The 16,855-nt window shown below is 64.0% G+C and carries 15 protein-coding genes and 1 pseudogene; 9 read left to right on the top strand and 7 right to left on the bottom strand.

Annotated elements, in window-relative coordinates; all coding sequences use genetic code 11:
- The 6 genes from ACWTU8_RS20455 to ACWTU8_RS20430 are packed head-to-tail and all read left to right on the top strand — an operon-like array spanning position 1 to position 7,373.
- Positions 1 to 1,119 (top strand): ABC transporter ATP-binding protein, encoded by a 1,119-nt coding sequence (locus ACWTU8_RS20455; protein ID WP_455849572.1) that lies wholly within the window; start codon positions 1 to 3, stop codon positions 1,117 to 1,119.
- Positions 1,116 to 2,240: an ABC transporter ATP-binding protein gene (locus ACWTU8_RS20450; protein ID WP_455849571.1), complete on the top strand. Its 1,125-nt coding sequence runs from the start codon at positions 1,116 to 1,118 to the stop codon at positions 2,238 to 2,240. Before ACWTU8_RS20455 ends, ACWTU8_RS20450 begins: the two co-directional genes overlap by 4 nt.
- Positions 2,240 to 3,793: an FGGY family carbohydrate kinase gene (locus ACWTU8_RS20445; RefSeq protein WP_455849570.1), complete on the top strand. Its 1,554-nt coding sequence runs from the start codon at positions 2,240 to 2,242 to the stop codon at positions 3,791 to 3,793. Before ACWTU8_RS20450 ends, ACWTU8_RS20445 begins: the two co-directional genes overlap by 1 nt.
- A gap of 10 nt (positions 3,794 to 3,803) precedes the next feature.
- On the top strand, positions 3,804 to 4,844 hold the full coding sequence (locus tag ACWTU8_RS20440) for a 2-hydroxyacid dehydrogenase (RefSeq protein WP_455849569.1): 1,041 nt from the start codon (positions 3,804 to 3,806) through the stop codon (positions 4,842 to 4,844).
- Between the two features lie 49 nt (positions 4,845 to 4,893).
- Positions 4,894 to 6,411, top strand: coding sequence for a glycerol-3-phosphate dehydrogenase (locus tag ACWTU8_RS20435; protein WP_455849568.1), 1,518 nt, complete (start codon positions 4,894 to 4,896; stop codon positions 6,409 to 6,411).
- Positions 6,411 to 7,373, top strand: a complete 963-nt coding sequence (locus ACWTU8_RS20430; protein ID WP_455849567.1) for a sugar phosphate isomerase/epimerase family protein — start codon at positions 6,411 to 6,413, stop codon at positions 7,371 to 7,373. Before ACWTU8_RS20435 ends, ACWTU8_RS20430 begins: the two co-directional genes overlap by 1 nt.
- A gap of 35 nt (positions 7,374 to 7,408) precedes the next feature.
- Here the strand turns inward: ACWTU8_RS20430 and fba are convergent, their stop codons facing one another.
- Positions 7,409 to 8,473: a class II fructose-bisphosphate aldolase gene (fba, locus tag ACWTU8_RS20425; RefSeq protein WP_029355262.1), complete on the bottom strand. Its 1,065-nt coding sequence runs from the start codon at positions 8,471 to 8,473 to the stop codon at positions 7,409 to 7,411.
- Positions 8,474 to 8,765: 292 nt separating this feature from the next.
- Here fba and ACWTU8_RS20420 point away from each other — a divergent pair, with 292 nt between their 5' ends.
- From ACWTU8_RS20420 to derI, 3 genes are all read left to right on the top strand, one after another.
- Positions 8,766 to 9,533 carry a DeoR/GlpR family DNA-binding transcription regulator gene (locus ACWTU8_RS20420; protein WP_455849566.1) on the top strand — a complete coding sequence of 256 codons (768 nt, stop codon included), beginning with the start codon at positions 8,766 to 8,768 and terminating at the stop codon, positions 9,531 to 9,533.
- A gap of 83 nt (positions 9,534 to 9,616) precedes the next feature.
- Entirely contained in the window at positions 9,617 to 10,402 is a 786-nt protein-coding gene (locus ACWTU8_RS20415) for a triose-phosphate isomerase (protein WP_455849565.1), read from the top strand.
- 27 nt (positions 10,403 to 10,429) lie between these two features.
- Complete coding sequence (gene derI / locus ACWTU8_RS20410) at positions 10,430 to 10,873, top strand: D-erythrulose-4-phosphate isomerase (RefSeq protein ID WP_029355267.1); 444 nt, start codon at positions 10,430 to 10,432, stop codon at positions 10,871 to 10,873.
- Here derI and dhaL read toward each other — a convergent pair.
- The 6 genes and pseudogenes from dhaL to ACWTU8_RS20380 form a co-directional block, all read right to left on the bottom strand.
- The gene (dhaL, locus tag ACWTU8_RS20405; RefSeq protein ID WP_455849564.1) at positions 10,870 to 11,508 is read right to left on the bottom strand and encodes a dihydroxyacetone kinase subunit DhaL; all 639 of its coding nucleotides are present in this window, start codon (positions 11,506 to 11,508) and stop codon (positions 10,870 to 10,872) included. The two genes, derI and dhaL, sit on opposite strands and share 4 nt — an antisense overlap.
- Positions 11,509 to 11,519: 11 nt before the next feature.
- A complete protein-coding gene (locus ACWTU8_RS20400) occupies positions 11,520 to 12,527 on the bottom strand; it encodes a dihydroxyacetone kinase subunit DhaK (protein ID WP_455849563.1) in 1,008 nt (335 codons plus the stop codon).
- 55 nt (positions 12,528 to 12,582) lie between these two features.
- Positions 12,583 to 12,762, bottom strand: a pseudogene (locus ACWTU8_RS20395) (hypothetical protein); the annotation flags it as partial.
- A 55-nt stretch (positions 12,763 to 12,817) separates the two neighbouring features.
- Positions 12,818 to 15,106, bottom strand: a complete 2,289-nt coding sequence (locus tag ACWTU8_RS20390; protein ID WP_455849562.1) for a xanthine dehydrogenase family protein molybdopterin-binding subunit — start codon at positions 15,104 to 15,106, stop codon at positions 12,818 to 12,820.
- A gap of 9 nt (positions 15,107 to 15,115) precedes the next feature.
- On the bottom strand, positions 15,116 to 16,102 hold the full coding sequence (locus ACWTU8_RS20385) for an FAD binding domain-containing protein (protein ID WP_455849561.1): 987 nt from the start codon (positions 16,100 to 16,102) through the stop codon (positions 15,116 to 15,118).
- Positions 16,103 to 16,105: 3 nt separating this feature from the next.
- Positions 16,106 to 16,765: a 2Fe-2S iron-sulfur cluster-binding protein gene (locus tag ACWTU8_RS20380; RefSeq protein WP_455849560.1), complete on the bottom strand. Its 660-nt coding sequence runs from the start codon at positions 16,763 to 16,765 to the stop codon at positions 16,106 to 16,108.
- Positions 16,766 to 16,855 lie beyond the last annotated feature (90 nt).

Raw genomic sequence — 16,855 nt, 5'->3', positions numbered from 1 at the left:
ATGGCCAGCCTCGAACTGCGAAACGTCGTCAAGCGCTACAAGAGCCAGACTGTCCTCGACAATCTTTCGCTGACCGTCGCCGACGGCGAAACCCTGGTCCTGTTCGGACCGTCCGGCGGCGGCAAGACGGTGCTGCTGCGGCTGGTCGCCGGTGTTATCGACCCGGACGAGGGAAAGATATTCATCGGCGGCGAGGACATGACCGACCTTGACGCCGAGTTCCGCGGCGTCGGCATGGCGTTCCAGAATTTCGCGCTGTTTCCCCATATGACCGCGTTCGACAACATCGCCACGCCGCTTCAGGCCAAGCGTTCGTCGCAAGGTGCGATGAAGGCGGGCGTCGAGAGCGTCGCCAAGCTGCTCAAGATCGGCCATGTGCTCAGCCACAGGCCACGGGCGCTGTCCAACGGCCAGAAGCAGCGTACCGCGCTCGCCCGCGCTCTGGTCGGCTCGCCGCCGGTTCTCCTGCTCGACGACCCCTTGCGCAACGTCGATGCCAAACTGCGCTTCGAAATGCGGCTCGAATTGCCGAGGCTGCTGGCCGACCGTGGCGCGACCGTCGTCTACGTCACCCAGGACTACAAAGAGGCCATGGCGCTCGGCGATCGCATCGCGGTGATGTCGCAAGGCGTCATCAAGCAGCTCGGCACACCCGAGCAGATCTATCGTGAGCCGGCGAACATCGAGATCGCGCGGCTGTTTGGCGACCCGACCATCAACCTGCTCGACGTCAAGCCGTCGCGCGATGCCAAGGGCATCTATGTCGGCCTGTCGAATGTCCAGGTTCATCTGACGGGTGCCTATGACGCGACGGTCGGCCGCGACTGCGTGATCGGCTTACGGCCCGAAGCCCTGAGCTTCGTCGACGAAGGAACGCCCGCTGCCATTCCGGTGACGGTCGAGGCGGAGACGCCGCTCAATGAAAAGATCGTCACGCTGGTGCGCACCGTGCGCGGCCGTGAAATCCTGGTCTCCCGGCCGGCCGGAACACCGGGTCAGACCGAGGGCAGAGCTCATATCGCCGTCGACGGCAAAAGCGCCCTGCTGTTCGATCATGCGAGCGGCGACAGAATCGGCGCCAGGAACGTCGTCAATTTGCGCAGCGGAGAAGCGGCATGATCCCGAGCGCACTCACCATTTCCGGCGTTGACAAGTTTTACGGTCCGATCGACAGGGGCGTGCACGCCGTCCAGAATCTGACGATGGAAATCGGCAGGGGCGAGATCGTCGCATTGCTCGGCTCGTCCGGCTGCGGCAAGACCTCGACATTGCGCATGATCGCCGGTTTCGAGGAGGTCTCGTGCGGCACCATCTCGGTTGCCGGCCGCAAGGTGCACACGCTGCCTCCGGTCAAGCGCAATGTGGCGATGGCGTTCGAGGGCTATTCGCTCTATCCGCCGCTGACCGTGCGCGAGAACATGGCGTTTGCGCTGAAGGCGGCCAAACTGCGGAAAAGCGACGTCGATGCGAAGGTTGCCAGCATCGCCAAGCTGCTCGAGATCGAGGACATTCTGGAGCGCTATCCAAGCTCCATCTCCGGCGGCCAGCAGCAGCGCGCCAGCCTCGGCCGGGCGCTGATCCGCGAGGCGGATCTTCATCTGCTGGACGAACCGATGGGCCAGCTCGAACCGCAACTTCGCGCCGTGCTGCGCGGCCGCATCAAGCACTTCATCAAGGAGCGCGGCTTGACCGCGATCCTGGTCACCCACGACCAGACCGAGGCCAATGCGCTTGCCGACCGGATCGCGGTCATGGAAGGCGGCGTGCTGCAGCAATTCGACACGCCCGACATGCTCAAGCAGCGGCCGGCCAACCTGTTCACCGGCACCTTCGTCGGCGAGCCGCCGATGAATGTCTTCGAGGCCTATGTCGGCACGGCTGCCGACAAGATCAATCTGCGGCTGCCCGACGGACTTTCGCTCGACTATGACAAGGACGCGTTCAGCGGCTCGGTTCGCGACGAATTGCTCAAACGGCAGCGGGTCGTCATCGGCATAAGGCCCTACGCGGTTCGCCGCTCGAAGGAAGGCGTGCCGGCAACGGTTTCGGCCAACCAATGGCTCGGCGACCAGACGCATATCGCGGCGGATTTCGCCGGCGGTTCGCTCGTTCTGGTCGAACATGATCGGACCCGGCTGGAGCTTGGCGCGCCGATCAATATCAGCATCGATCCGAAAAACCTGCACGTCTTCGATCAGTCCAGCGGCATGGCCATTTCGCACGGCATGGAGCTTGCCTGATGCGGGATGTGCTGATCGGCATCGACGCCGGCACGTCTGTCATCAAGTCCGTCGCCTTCGACACGGCGGGCCGGCAGCTCGCGGCCACGGCGTTGCCGAACCGGTATGAGACCTTGCCGGGCGGCGGCGCCGAGCAGGATCTGGCGCGCACCTGGGCCGACACCGCGACCACCTTGCGCCAGCTTGCCGACAAGGTGCCGGACCTTGCCAGCCGCACCAATGCCATCGCCGTGACCGGGCAGGGCGATGGCACCTGGCTGATCGACAAGGAGGGTGAGCCGGTCGCTAAGGGCTGGCTGTGGCTCGACGCGCGCGCTGCCGCGATCGTCGAGGAGATCCGCGCGCGGCCCGATGACCGGCTCCGTTTCGAAAAGACCGGCAGCGGGCTGGCCGCCTGTCAGCAGGGGCCGCAGCTTGCCTTCATGAAACGCAACGCGCCTGACATGCTTGGCAAGGCGGCGACGGCATTCCATTGCAAGGACTGGCTCTATTTCAACCTGACCGGGGAACGCGCCACCGATCCGTCGGAGGGAACCTTCACCTTTGGCGACTTCCGCACTCGTGGCTATTGCGACGATGTGCTTGAGGTGCTCGGCGTCGCTGATCTTAGGCATCTGCTGCCGCCGATCGTCGACGGCACCAGGCATAGCGCCGGCCTCTCGGCGACGGCTGCCGAAGGGACCGGGCTGCTTTCCGGTACGCCGGTGGTGCTGGCCTATGTCGACGTGGCCTGCACCGCGCTCGGCGCCGGCCTGCTCGACCGCGAGCGCAAGCCCGGCTGCTCCATCATCGGCTCCACCGGCATGCATATGCGGCTTGCGCAGACGCCGGACGAGGTGCTGCTCAACGAGGCGGCGACCGGCTACACGATGACGATGCCGACGCCGGGGGTCTTTGCGCAGATGCAGTCGAACATGGCGGCGACACTCAACATCGATTGGGTCCTTAGCCTCGCCTCCGGCATTCTCGCCTCGCAAGGCATTACGCGCACAAATGGCGAGATGATCGCGCTGGTCGATCAGTGGATATCCGTATCCGAGCCGGCCTCGCTGCTCTATCAGCCCTACGTGTCGGAGGCCGGCGAGCGGGGGCCGTTCGTCGATGCCAATGCCAGGGCCGGTTTCGTCGGCATTTCGTCGCGGCACGGTTATGCCGACATGGTCCGCGCCGTTTTCGAGGGATTGGCATTCGCGTCCCGCGATTGCTACGCCGCCATGGGGCCGCTGCCGAGCGAGATCCGGCTGACCGGCGGTGCGGCCAGAAGCCCGGCTCTGCGCAAGATCCTGAGCGCTGTCGTCGGCGCCGACATTCGCACCAGCCAACGCGAGGAAGCCGGTGCGGCGGGCGCCGCGATGATCGCTGCGGTTTGCGTTGGCCAATACAGGTCGATGGACGAATGCGTAGGCGATTGGGTCACGCCGCTGCTTGGCGCGGCGGAACCGCGCGACCGAAAACTTGCCGCGATCTATGAGCGGGTGGCTCCGTCCTACACATTGGCGCATGAGGCGCTGCGGCCGGTCTGGCGGTCGATGGCCGCATCCAGGGCAAACTGAGAAGTCGAGCATGCGTAAGAAGATTGCAATCATTGGCGACCGCTTCATGCTTCCCGAGGTGTTTCGCGAGAAAATCGAGAAGGCCTGCGGCGACAAACTCGACATTCGTACCCTTGAGACAGCGTGGCCCGACGAGCCGATGGAGTTCGGCAATGCGGCGCTCGGCCTCGACAAGGTCAAGGAGTATTTTGGCGATCCGGACGAGGTGGTCGATTTCATCGGCGACGCCGAGATATTCGTCACCCAGCTTGCGCCGCTCTCCGAGACCATGATGCAGCGCCTGCCCACACTCAAACTGGTTGCGGTATCGCGCGGCGGCCCGATCAACATCGACATGGCTGCCGCCAAGGCCCGCGGCATCACCGTCGTCAATGTGCCCGGCCGCAATGCAAGTGCGGTGGCCGAGTTCACCATCGGTGCCATCCTTGCCGAGACGCGGCTGATCCGGGTCGGGCACGAAGCCTTGCGCAAAGGGGAATGGCGCGGCGATCTCTACCGGGCCGACCGCACCGGCCGCGAGCTCAACGAAATGACCGTCGGCGTCATCGGCTACGGCAATATCGGCACCAAGGTTGTCCGCCTGCTGCGCGCGTTCGGCTGCCGCATCCTGGTCAACGATCCCTACGTGCAACTGAGCGCCGAAGACCGCAATGGCGGCGTCGAACTGGTCGCGCTCGACGATCTCCTGTCCCGCTCCGATGTGGTCACGCTTCATCCCCGGGTGACTGAGGAGACCCGCAGACTGATCAACAAGGACACCATCGCCCGAATGAAGCCTGGGGTGATCTTCGTCAACACGGCGCGCGGGCCGCTGGTCGACTACGACGCGCTTTACGATGCGCTCGTCTCAGGCCATATCGGCAGCGCGATGCTGGAGACGTTCGCGGTCGAGCCGGTGCCTGCGGACTGGCCGCTGCTGCAGCTTCCGAACGTCACGCTGACGCCGCATATCGCCGGCGCATCGGTGCGCACGGTGACCTATGCGGCCGAGCAGGCGGCCGAAGAGGTGCGCCGCTTCATCGCCGGGCTCCCGCCGGTCAATCCATGCTGAAGGTCGCGGCAGCCATGAAACACAATCCAGGCACCGAGGACCCGGCGAAATGAGCGGCGCCACTGAAATCGTCGACCTCTTCGTTATCGGCGGCGGTGTCAACGGCGCCGGCATCGCGCGCGACGCGGCCGGCCGGGGCTTGTCCGTCATTCTGTGCGAGAAGGACGATCTGGCCGAAGGCACCAGTTCGCGATCGGGAAAGCTCGTCCATGGCGGCCTGCGCTATCTTGAATATTACGAATTCCGGCTGGTGCGCGAGGCGCTGATCGAGCGCGAAGTGCTGCTTGAATCCGCTCCGCACATTATCTGGCCGATGCGCTTCGTGCTGCCGCACAGCCCTGACGACCGGCCGGCATGGCTGGTCCGGCTCGGCCTGTTCCTCTACGATCATCTCGGCGGCCGCAAGCGGCTGCCGGCCACCCGCACGCTCAACCTGCGCACCGCGCCCGAAGGCGCGCCGATCAAGGATGTGTTCAAGCGCGGTTTCGAATATTCCGATTGCTGGGTCGACGATGCCCGTCTCGTCATCATCAATGCGCTCGATGCCGCGGAGCGCGGAGCCAAGATCCTTGCCCGGACCGCCTGCACCGCCGCCCGCCGTGAAAACGGCCTGTGGTCGGTCGAGATGCGCGACAGCCGAACCGGCGTCACGACAACGGTTCGGGCACGGGCGCTGATCAACGCCGCCGGTCCCTGGGTCAACGACATCATCAACCGCGTGGCCGGCCAGAACTCCAAACGAAATGTGCGCCTGGTCAAGGGCAGCCACATCGTCGTGCCGAAATTCTGGGAGGGGCGGCAGGCCTATCTCGTCCAGAACAGCGACAAGCGCGTGATCTTCATCAACCCTTACCAGAACGATCTGGCGCTGATCGGTACCACCGACATCCCCTATGACGGGCGGCCGGAAGATGTGAAGGCTGATAGCAGCGAGATCGACTACCTGATCAAAATCGTCAACCGCTACTTCAAGCGCGAACTTGCCCGCGACGATGTCATCTACTCGTTTTCCGGCGTCCGGCCGCTCTATGACGACAACGCCGACAACCCCAGCGCGGTAACGCGCGATTATATTTTCGAGCTCGACGCATCGGCCGGGCAGGCGCCGTTGCTCTCCGTCTTCGGCGGCAAGATCACCACCTTCCGCAAATTGGCCGAGCACGCGCTGGATAGGATCGCCCCGTTCTTTCCGAAAATGGGCACGCCATGGACATCGAAAGGCTATCTGCCGGGTGGCGATATCGCTAATGCCGACTTCGAGCAGTTTCTCGGCGATCTCGGCCGCGAATATCCCTGGATGCCGGCATCGCTGGTCAAGCATTATGGCCGGCTCTACGGCACCAGGACGCGCGTTCTGGTCGGTGCGGCCAGGTCAGTCGCCGATCTGGGGCGGTGCTTCGGCAAGGATTTTTTCGAACGCGAAGCCAATTATTTGTTCGAATATGAATGGGCGCTGACCGCTGCCGACATTCTCGAACGGCGCACCAAGCATGGGCTGCATCTGTCCGCCGCAGAAAGAGCCGCCTTCGAGGACTGGTGCGCGAGCCGGCTGATGAAAGCAAGCTGATGGCCTTTACGCTTTCTCTCAACACCAATCCGCTGGTCAACCGTTTCGCCGAACCGGACGATCTGATCGATGCGATCGCTTACGACATCGGCATCCGGGACGTGCAGCTCACGCATGAATTCGTCAATCCCGGCTGGCCGGCGGCGACGATCTCGAAATTCATCGGCCTGTTCCGCAACGCGCTCGACCGCACCGGCGTGCGCGTGACGTCGGGGATGACCGGCCCTTATGGGCGGCTCAACCATTTCGGCCATCCGGACGCCGATGTGCGCCGCTACTATGTCGATTGGTTCAAGACCTTTGCCGACATTTCGGCCGAGCTCGGCGCGACCGGTATGGGGACCCAGTTCGCTATCTTCACGCACAGGGATTTCGACGATCCCGAGCGCCGCGCGCGGCTGTTCGACATCGCGCTGGAATGCTGGCGCGAGGTCGCCGAGCACGCCAAAGCGGCCGGTTTAACCTATCTGTTCTGGGAGCCGATGTCGGTCGGGCGCGAATTCGGCCATACAATCGAGAGCTGCCGGGTACTGCACAACGAGATCGAGGCAGCCGGCATGGCCATCCCGATGAAGATGATGGTCGACATTGACCATGGCGACGTGACGTCGAGCAACCCGGCCGACATCGACCCCTATGCCTGGGCCGAAGCCTTCCCCAACGTATCGCCGATCATCCACGTCAAGCAGTCGTCGATGAACAAGGGCGGTCATTGGCCGTTCATCGCCGCCTACAACCAGGACGGCCGCATCACGCCGGAAAAATTCCTGGAGACGGTTCGCCGCGGCGGCGGCGTCGACAACGAGATCTGCCTCGAACTGTCGTTTCGCGAGCGCGAGCCGGTCGATCACCAGGTCGTCGCCATGATCCGCGAGTCGGTCGACTACTGGGCGCCGTTCATCGAGACCGGCAGGGCGGCACTCCTGCCGCGAGACGGGCAGGGTACGGCTCCTGCCCGTTGAACCGGGCCGCCCCGGTCAGATGATGCCGGCCGAACTCAGCCGAATTTCGGATCGAGACTGCCCGACTTGTAGCGCTTGGCCATTTCCGAGACCGGCAGAGGCTTGATCTTGGGAGCGTTGCCGGCGGTACCGAACTGCTCGAAGCGCTCCTTGCACAGCTTCCTCATGGCGGCCATAGCCGGCGTCAGATACTTGCGCGGGTCGAATTCGCTCGGGTTCTCGGTCAGCACCTTGCGGATCGCGCCGGTCAGCGCCATCCGGTTGTCGGTGTCGATGTTGATCTTGCGCACGCCGTGCTTGATGCCGCGCTGGATCTCCTCGACCGGCACGCCCCATGTCGGCTTCATCTGGCCGCCATATTTGTTGATGATCTCCTGCAGTTCTTCCGGCACCGAGGACGATCCGTGCATGACGAGGTGCATGTTGGGCAGGCGGCGATGGATTTCCTCGATCACGTTCATGGCCAGAACAGCGCCGTCCGGCTTGCGCGAGAATTTATAGGCGCCGTGGCTGGTGCCCATGGCGACGGCCAGCGCGTCGACATGTGTGTCCTTGACGAACTGCACCGCCTGTTCCGGATCGGTCAGCAACTGGTCGTGGCTGACAGCGCCTTCGACACCATGGCCGTCTTCCTGTTCGCCGCCGCCCATCTCCAGCGAACCGAGCACGCCGATCTCGCCTTCGACAGAAACACCGCCCCAATGCGCCATGTCGACGACGCGGCCCGTGATGCCCGAATTATAATCGTAATCGGCCGGCGTCTTGCCGTCCTCTTTCAGCGAGCCGTCCATCATCACCGAGGTGAAGCCATACTGGATCGCGGTCACGCAGGTGGCCTCGTTGTTGCCGTGGTCGAGATGCATGCAGACTGGAATATCGGGATGGATCTCGACCAGCGCGTCGATCAGCTTGGCCAGCACGACGTCGTTGGCATAGGCGCGGGCGCCGCGGCTCGCCTGCAGAATAACAGGCGATTTGGTCTCCTCGGCGGCCTCCATGATGGCGAGGCCTTGTTCCATATTGTTCATGTTGAACGCAGGCACGCCATAGCCGTGTTCGGCGGCATGGTCGAGCAATTGTCTCAATGTGATGCGAGCCACCCAATAGTCTCCCGTATGTGGTTTCAAGCCTATGGTTGCGAGCCGTCCGATCGTCGTTCAGCCCTTTGATGCTTCTGGCCGGATTTCCAGAGAACCGCAACCTTTGGCCATGCCACCGAGGAGCAATTCTTGTTACAGCACAGCAATCAGAAGCGAATAATATCCCAAAGAAATGTAACATCATCACAAAAAATTTGACGCCTATGCGTTTTCCTCTGTTATAATAGCTTTGGCTCGCGGTTTCCGCCACGGCGGATTCACAGCGGACCGGATTCAGGAAACAGGCTGGACAATGAAGAGCGGCGGCCGCCGGCAAGGCATCATGGATTTTCTGATGGACACTGGCACGGCCAGTGTCGATGACCTCGCCTCGCGCTTTGGCGTGTCGAAGATGACCGTCCATCGCGACCTCGACGAGCTTGAGGAAAGCGGTTTCCTGCGCAAGGTGCGCGGCGGCGCCTCGATCCAGCCGAGCGGCCTGTTCGAAAGCGATTTCCGCTACCGTCAGAAGCAGGCCGGTGAGGAGAAGCAGCGCCTGGCGGCTGCCGCAGTGGCGATGATTGAACCGGGCCAGACGGTGATCATCGACGACGGCTCGACGGCCGGTGGCATCGCGCGCCACCTTGCGGATCTCCGCCCGCTGACTGTGATCTCCAACAATCTGGCCGTCATACAGGATCTGGCAGGCATTGGAGGGATCACCCTGATTGCGCTCGGTGGCCAGTACAGCAAGAAATTTCACGGTTTCTTCGGCCTGCTGGCCGAGGACACGTTGAGATCGTTGCGCGCCGATGTGGCCTTCCTGTCGTCGTCTGCCATCCACGGCGCTTCCGCCTTCCACCAGGACCAGGAAGTGGTCCACACCAAGCGGCTGATGATGGCCGCCGCCGCGCGTAAATATCTGCTGGTCGATCACGGCAAGTTCGGCCGCACGGCCCTGCATTTCCTGACCGATCTCAAGGCGTTCGACGCCGTCTTCACCGGTCGCGAACTGGGACCGCAGATGCGCGAGGCGTTGGATGGCGCCGATGTTTCGCTAACACTAGTCGAGAAGGACTAGACCATGATCCCGAAAAGTGGGAACCGGTTTTCGGAAAAGATCATGGTCAAAGAAGAAGATAGAGTCCCATCCCGCTACGCGGGATGGGACAGGCTCTAGAAGGAGGATGCGTGGTTTACTGGGTCGGCACAAGCTGGAAAATGAACAAGACGCTTGCAGAGGCGACTGACTTCGCCAAGGCGCTGGCGGGGTTCGTCCCCGGTTTCGACGACCGCATCCAGCCCTTCGTCATCCCGCCCTTCACGGCGGCCCGCGAGGTCAAGAAGGCGTTGGCGACGACGCGGGTCAAGGTCGGCGCCCAGAACATGCACTGGGCCGACGCCGGAGCCTGGACCGGGGAGATCTCGCCCGTGATGCTGACGGATTGCGGCCTCGACCTCGTCGAGCTCGGCCATAGCGAACGGCGCGAGCATTTCGGCGAGACCGACAATGCTGTCGGCCTCAAGGCAGCTGCGGCGGTAAAGCACGGGCTGGTGCCGCTCATCTGCGTCGGCGAGACATTGGCGCAACGCACCAGCGGCCAGGCCGATGCGGTGCTGGCCTTGCAGGTGCACGGCGCGCTAAAGGTCCTCGAAGGCGAGGCGAAAGCGGCGACGATCCTGTTTGCCTATGAGCCGGTCTGGGCGATCGGCGACAAGGGCATTCCGGCAAGTGCGGACTACGCTGATAGGCAGCAGGCGCTGATCAAGAAGATCGCCGGCGAACTCCTGCCGGCCGAGCCGCCAGTGCTCTATGGCGGCAGCGTCAATCCGCAAAATGCCGCCGAGTTGATCGGCCAGCCGCATATCGACGGGCTGTTCATCGGCCGCTCCGCCTGGCAGGCGGAAGGCTATATCGACATCCTCCAACGCGCCTCGGCGGCGATCTAGTATCGATGAACAGGAAAGGACAATAAAATGAAAATAGCCATTGGAGCCGACAGCGCGGGCAAGCCGCTGCTCGACGTCATTGCCGCGCATCTCGCCACCAAACCCGGTCTCACCGTCAGCGACCTTAGCCAGGCGGGCTACTATGCCGACCTGTCGCAGAAGCTCGCCCAGACCATCCTCGACGGCGAGAACGATCGCGGCATCCTGTTTTGCGGCACCGGCATCGGCGTTTCCATCTCGGCCAACAAGGTGCCCGGCATTCGCGCAGCACTTACCCACGACACCTACTCCGCCGAGCGGGCTGCGAAATCCAACAATGCCCAGATCATCACCATGGGCGCCCGCGTCATCGGCCCGGAACTGGCCAAGTCGATCGTCGACGCCTGGCTCGCATCGGAGTTCGACGAAAAGGGACCGTCGGCTGGCAATGTCCAGGCCATCGACAGGCTCGACGCGGCGAAGCTGGGCTAACCCAAGCTTTTCCGCATCGCGCCAATGACGGTGACGGCCGACGCGGCGCCGGGGTCCATGTGCCCTAGCGATCGTTGGCCAAGCCGCGATGAGCGACCCTTCGCGGCAATCATGTCCTTGGTCGCCTCGGCGCCCCGTTCGGCTGCTTCAAGGCCGGCTGCTAGGCTTTCGGACAGTGTCTTGCCGGAGGCATGCGCGACCGCAGCCGCCTCAGCCGCAGGCAGCCAGGCGTCGACCATTGTCTTTTCGCCGATCTCGGCCTTGCCGCGATCCTGGATGCCTTGCGCCATCGCCTGGAACAGGGCGATGACGTCGGCGCTCGCCAGCGTCGCCTTGCCCTTGACGGCGGCCGCACCTCGCATGAAGGCGGTCGCATAAAGCGGGCCCGACGAGGCGCCGACAGCGTTGAGGAACGATTTGGCCGCGGTGTTGAGGAGAGCTGTCGGCTCGGTCGCCGCGAGCTCGAGCGAAGCGAGTGCATCGCGCACCGCCCCGAAACCGAGCCCCATGGCAATGCCATGGTCGGCGTCGCCGATGACGCCGTCGAGCTGGCAGAGCCTGTCCTTGTCGGCTTCGATCGCCACTGCGATTTCATCAAACATTCTTTTCAGATCGGCCGTATCGATGGATGTCATGGATGCTACTTTCAGCCGGCGCGAAACATGGCGCAGTCGCAAGGATGGTCGAGCATCGTCTGCAATTCGGCATCGAGATGCATCAGCGTCACCGAGGCGCCGGCCATTTCGAGCGAGGTGCAGTAGTTGCCGACCCATGTCGCGTGAATTGACACGCCGATGTCATCCAGCCGACGCTTCACGCGCCGGTTCATGATGTAAAGCTCCATCAGCGGCGTCGAGCCGAGCGAATTGACGAGCACGGCGACCTTGTCGCCATGCGCCGGCGCCATCTCGTCGAGGATCTTGTCCAGCATCTCGTCAGTGATCTCGTCGGCCGTTTTCAGTTTTCCACGTGCGATGCCCGGCTCGCCATGAATGCCCATGCCGATCTCCATCTCGTCCGGTCCGATCTCGAAATTCGGCCGGCGGGTCTGCGGCAGCGAACAGGGCGACAGCGCCACGCCCATGGTGAAGGTGTGATCGTTGGCCTTCCTGGCGATGCGTTCGCATTCATCGAATGAGAGCATCCGGTCGCAGGCGGCACCGGCGGCCTTGAAGATGAAGAAATTGCCGGCAACGCCGCGCCGCTTTTGCCTCTGGTCACGCGGCGCCGATGCCACGTCGTCAGTGGTCAGCACGGTGCGCACCACGACATCGTCTATCGCCGCCATCTCGGCGGCCATGTCGAAATTCATCACGTCGCCGGCATAGTTGCCATACATGAACAGAACGCCGGCGCCGCCGCTGGCCGCCTTGGCGCATTCGAGGATCGGGTCGGGCGGCGGCGAGGCAAAGACGTTGCCGATCGCCGCCGCGTCGGCCAGGCCTTTGCCGACGAAACCAAGGAAGGTCGGCTCGTGGCCGGAGCCGCCGCCGATGACGAGGCCGACCTTGCCCTGGCGAGGTCCATCGCGGGCGATAATCGAGCGTGGGCTGCCCTCCGCGCTTTTGAGATGGCGGGGATGCGCGGCCAGGATTCCTTCCAGCATCTCGTCGACAGTGCGGTTGCCGTCGTTGACGATCTTCTTGGTCTGCACCTGCATCCTCCCGAGTTTCGTATTTCGCAGATAGTACAGCGTGTTACCCGGATTTCTACCCGGCGACGGACATTTCAGCGGCGATACGTTCCCGCGCGGCCAGGATCTGCATGCAGGCATTGGCCGCCTCTTTGCCCTTGAGCTTGAAGTGCTTGAAGAAGAAGCGGTGATGTTCCGCGCCGTCATGATAGTTGTGCGAAAGCAGGACTTTTACCGCCGCGCTGAGAACCTTGACGACGTTCCGACCTGATCGCCCTTGAGGGCAAGGGAGGAGCTGATAACTTGCAGCGTTAAATCGCGATCACGGGCAAGGCCGGCAGCACCTTGTCCAAGGTGATGGGAAATTCACGCACTCGCACGCCGGTTGCGTTGTAAATGGCATTGGCGACAGCAGCCCCCGCACCGCAGACGCCGAGCTCGCCGAGGCCCTTCGCGCCAAGTGGATTGGCCTTGTCGTCATGCTCGTCGAGGAAGACGACCTCCATGTCGGGAACGTCGCCGTTGATCGGGACGTGATACTCGGCAAGGTCGTGATTGACAAAGTGGCCGTAGCGCCGGTCGAGCACCGTCTGCTCCATCAGCGCCGCACCGATCCCCCAGGTCATGCCGCCGATGATTTGCGAGCGAGCGGTCTTGGCGTTGAGTATACGGCCCGCGCCCATCACAGCCAGCATCCGGCGCATGCGGATCTCACCGGTATCGCAATCGACTGCGACCTCGGCGAAATGTGCTCCATAGGAATGCTGCGAGTAAGCCTTGTATGACTGGGTGGCGGCGCCTGCGGCTACGGAGCCTTCGGCCTCAAGCCCGTCCGGAGCGATCCTCCGGATGAGGTCGGCCAGGCCTGCCGACCGCTGGCCGAACCTGACTTCGCTGTCGGCAAAGCTTGCCTCGGTGGCGTTCGCGCCGTGCAGTGGCGAGGCTTCGCTCGACCGCGCCGCCTCCACGATCCGTTGCTTGAGGGCGTTGCAGGCGTTATGCAGCGCCGAACCCGCGCTTGCCGCGCCCCAGGAACCGCCGGAGCCGGAGGTACGCGGGAAGCGGCTGTCGCCGAGCTCCACTTTGACGGACGAGATCGGCACGCCGAGATTTTCCGCAGCGATCTGAGTCAGGATCGTATAAGTGCCGGTCCCAATATCGGTCATGTCGAGCCGCGCCGTCACCCGACCGGCCCGGTCGAGTGCAACCCGCGCCGTCGCCGCGCCGATGTAGTTCGGACGGATCGCCGCCGCCATGCCGTAGCCGATGAGCTTTCGGCCCTCTCGGGTGCGGCCGGGTGTCGGGTTTCTCCGCTCCCAACCGAAACGGCGGGCGCCGTCCTCCATGCAGGCGACGAGATTGCGGGTCGAGAACGGCACGCCGCGCTCGGGATCCTGTTCCGGTTCGTTGCGGATCCTGAGTTCGATCGGGTCCAGGCCGAGCCGCTCGGCAAGCTCATCCATGGCGCATTCGAAAGCAAGCATGCCGGGCGCTTCGCCGGGCGAGCGCATCCATTCGCCGCGGTTGATATCCAGCGGAACCAGGCGATGGCGGGTGAGACGGTTCGGCGCCGCGTAGAGCGAGCGGGCAAAAACTGCCGTTTGCTCGCAGTACTCCTCGAAGCTGGACGTTGCGGACCAGACATCGTGCGCGACCCCGGTGAGCCGCCCATCGGTGTCTGCGCCGAGACGTACCTGTTGGATCATCTCTGCGCGGTGACCGGCATTGGCGAACATCTGCTGTCGCGTCAGCGCGATCTTAACGGGACGCTGCAGGACCTGCGCTGCAAGCGCGGCCAGGATTGTATCGGAATGGGCAATCAGCTTGGAGCCGAAGCCTCCGCCGATGAACGGGCTCACGATGCGCACACGCTCGGGCGGGATGCGAAGCGTGCTGGCGATCCCCGCCCGGAAATTCGCCAGGGTTTGCGCCGATGTATGGATCGTCAGCTCGTTGCCTGACCAGGCGGCGAGCGTCGCATGGGGCTCCATCGGATTGTGATGTTCGAAGGGCGTCCGGTAAGTGGCATCGATCTTGGCCGGAGCCGCCGCAAAGGCGCTCTCGAAGTCGCCGACCACACTGTCGGTCTCGAAGCCGGCGTTGGTCCGCTTCGGTGCATAGGCGTCGGCCACACGCCCCGGCAAATCGTAGAGGCCCGGCTCCTCGTCGTAGCGCACTTTGATGAGGCCCGCCGCAGCGCGTGCCGCCTCGAACGTCTCCGCAACGACCAGCGCGACGGGCTCGTCGTAGTAGCGCACCCGGTCGCTGTTGAGCGCGGGGCGGGCGCGCGTGAAGACCTCCGGTACGGTCGGCGTGACCGCCGGGCCGAAATCCGGCTGGGCCGGCGCATTGCGGTGCGTCATGACGAGCAGCACTGCCGGCGCCCGTTCGGCTTCGGCCGTGTCGATCTCGGCGATGCGCCCCTTGGCGACGGCGGCGCCGAGAATATAGCCATAGGCTGTGCCATCCAGCGCATTCTCGTAGGCGTAGGTGGCATTACCTGTCACTTTGAGCGGACCGTCGATGCGGTCGACTGGGCGCCCGATAACGCCATTGCGTGTTTCGGAAGGACGGATCTCGCTGGTCTTCGTCTCTGTCATGGTGTCACCTCATGCACTCTCGGCGGCGGCAGCGAGCGTGTGCCGCATCGTCCGTTTCGCCAGCGGGATCTTGAAATCATTGCCGCCATATCCGACGGCTCCGGCGAGCGCGGCTTCGGCCGCATCGGTAAAGGCGCGGTCGGACGCCGCCGCTCCTGCGAGCATGCGCTCCGCCTCCGTTGCGCGCCAGGGCTTCGCTGCCACGCCGCCCATGGCGATCCGAGCGCTTAGGACACGGTCGCCGCTTTTCTCGACGATTATTGCCACCGACACCAGCGCGAAGGCGTAGGAGGCACGGTCGCGCACCTTGCGGTAAACCTGCCGGCCGGGTGGCGGCGGCGGCAGGGGAACCGCGGCGATCATTTCGCCGTGGCCGAGCACGGTTTCCACATGGGGCATCGCCTCTGGCAATCGGTGGAAATCGCCGATCGCGATCGTGCGGGTCTCGCCGCCGGGTGATATGGTCTCGATCCTGGCGTCGAGCCCGGACATGGCGGCCGCCATGTCGGAGGGATGCACCGCGATGCAGGCTTCGCTCGCGCCAAGTACGGCGTGCATGCGATTGAAGCCCTGAAGCGCCGCGCAGCCCGAACCCGGCTCGCGCTTGTTGCAAGGCATGTTGCGATCGTAGAAGTAGGGGCAGCGTGTGCGCTGCAGGAGATTGCCGCTGGTCGAGGCCTTGTTGCGTATCTGGCCGGACGCTCCCGCCAGCAGCGCTTGCGTGAGCATCGGGTAGCGTGACCTCACCCGCGGATCGGCGGCGAGATCGCTGTTGCGGACCTGGGCGCCGACCCGAAGCCCGCCTTCCGCCGTCTCCTCGATCCGATCGAACGGCAGCCGGCTAATGTCGACGAGATGCGCTGGGCGCTCGATCTCGAGCTTCATCAGGTCGAGCAGATTGGTGCCGCCGCTGATGAACTTGGCGCCCGGCCGGGCCGCAACCGCGGCGGCTGCCTGCTCGGCATTTGCCGCACGTTCATAAGTGAAGGACCGCATTGCTCACGCCTCCTCTGCCGCGTCGCGGATTGCAGCGACGATGTTCGGATAAGCGGCACAACGGCAGATGTTGCCGCTCATCCGCTCGCGGATCTCGGCATCGCTGAGAGCGCCAGAAGCCGCCGCCACGTCCGCGCTCGCGTGGCTCGGCCAGCCGGCCCTGGCCTCGCCCAGCATACCGACCGCGGAGCAGATCTGGCCCGGCGTGCAATAGCCGCACTGGAAACCATCGCGGGCGACGAAGGCGGCCTGCACCGGATGCAGCCGGTCACCCTCGGCAAGGCCCTCGACAGTGGTGATCTCGTCGCCTTCATGCATTGCGGCAAGCGTCAGGCAGGAATTGATCCGGCGCCCGTCGACCAGCACCGTGCATGCGCCGCACTGGCCGTGGTCGCAGCCTTTCTTCGAGCCGGTGAGACCGAGATGGTTGCGCAGGGCGTCGAGCAGCGTCGTCCGCGGGTCGAGTTCGACGGCAAAATCCTTCGCGTTGATCCGCAGGGACATCGGCATCGTCGGTACCGGCGTGGGCGAGGCGGCCGCCGTGACGCTGTCGGCCGGCTCGGCGTCAACCGGTATACCGGTAGCCAGGAGCACGCCGGTCGCCACCCCGCCCTCCAGCACCATCCGACGAGTCGGCCCGCTCCTGTTGTCTGTTCTGGCCATGCATGATCTCCCAGTCGCAGTTCTGTCACTCATCGACACTGGAGGTGGGGGTGCGGCCGGCGGCTTTCTTTCAAGAAACCGGCGGCATTG

This window comes from Mesorhizobium sp. BHbdii (genome assembly GCF_053848045.1).
Note: the sequence above shows the minus strand (reverse complement) of the source record. Positions and strands in the feature narration are given on the sequence as shown.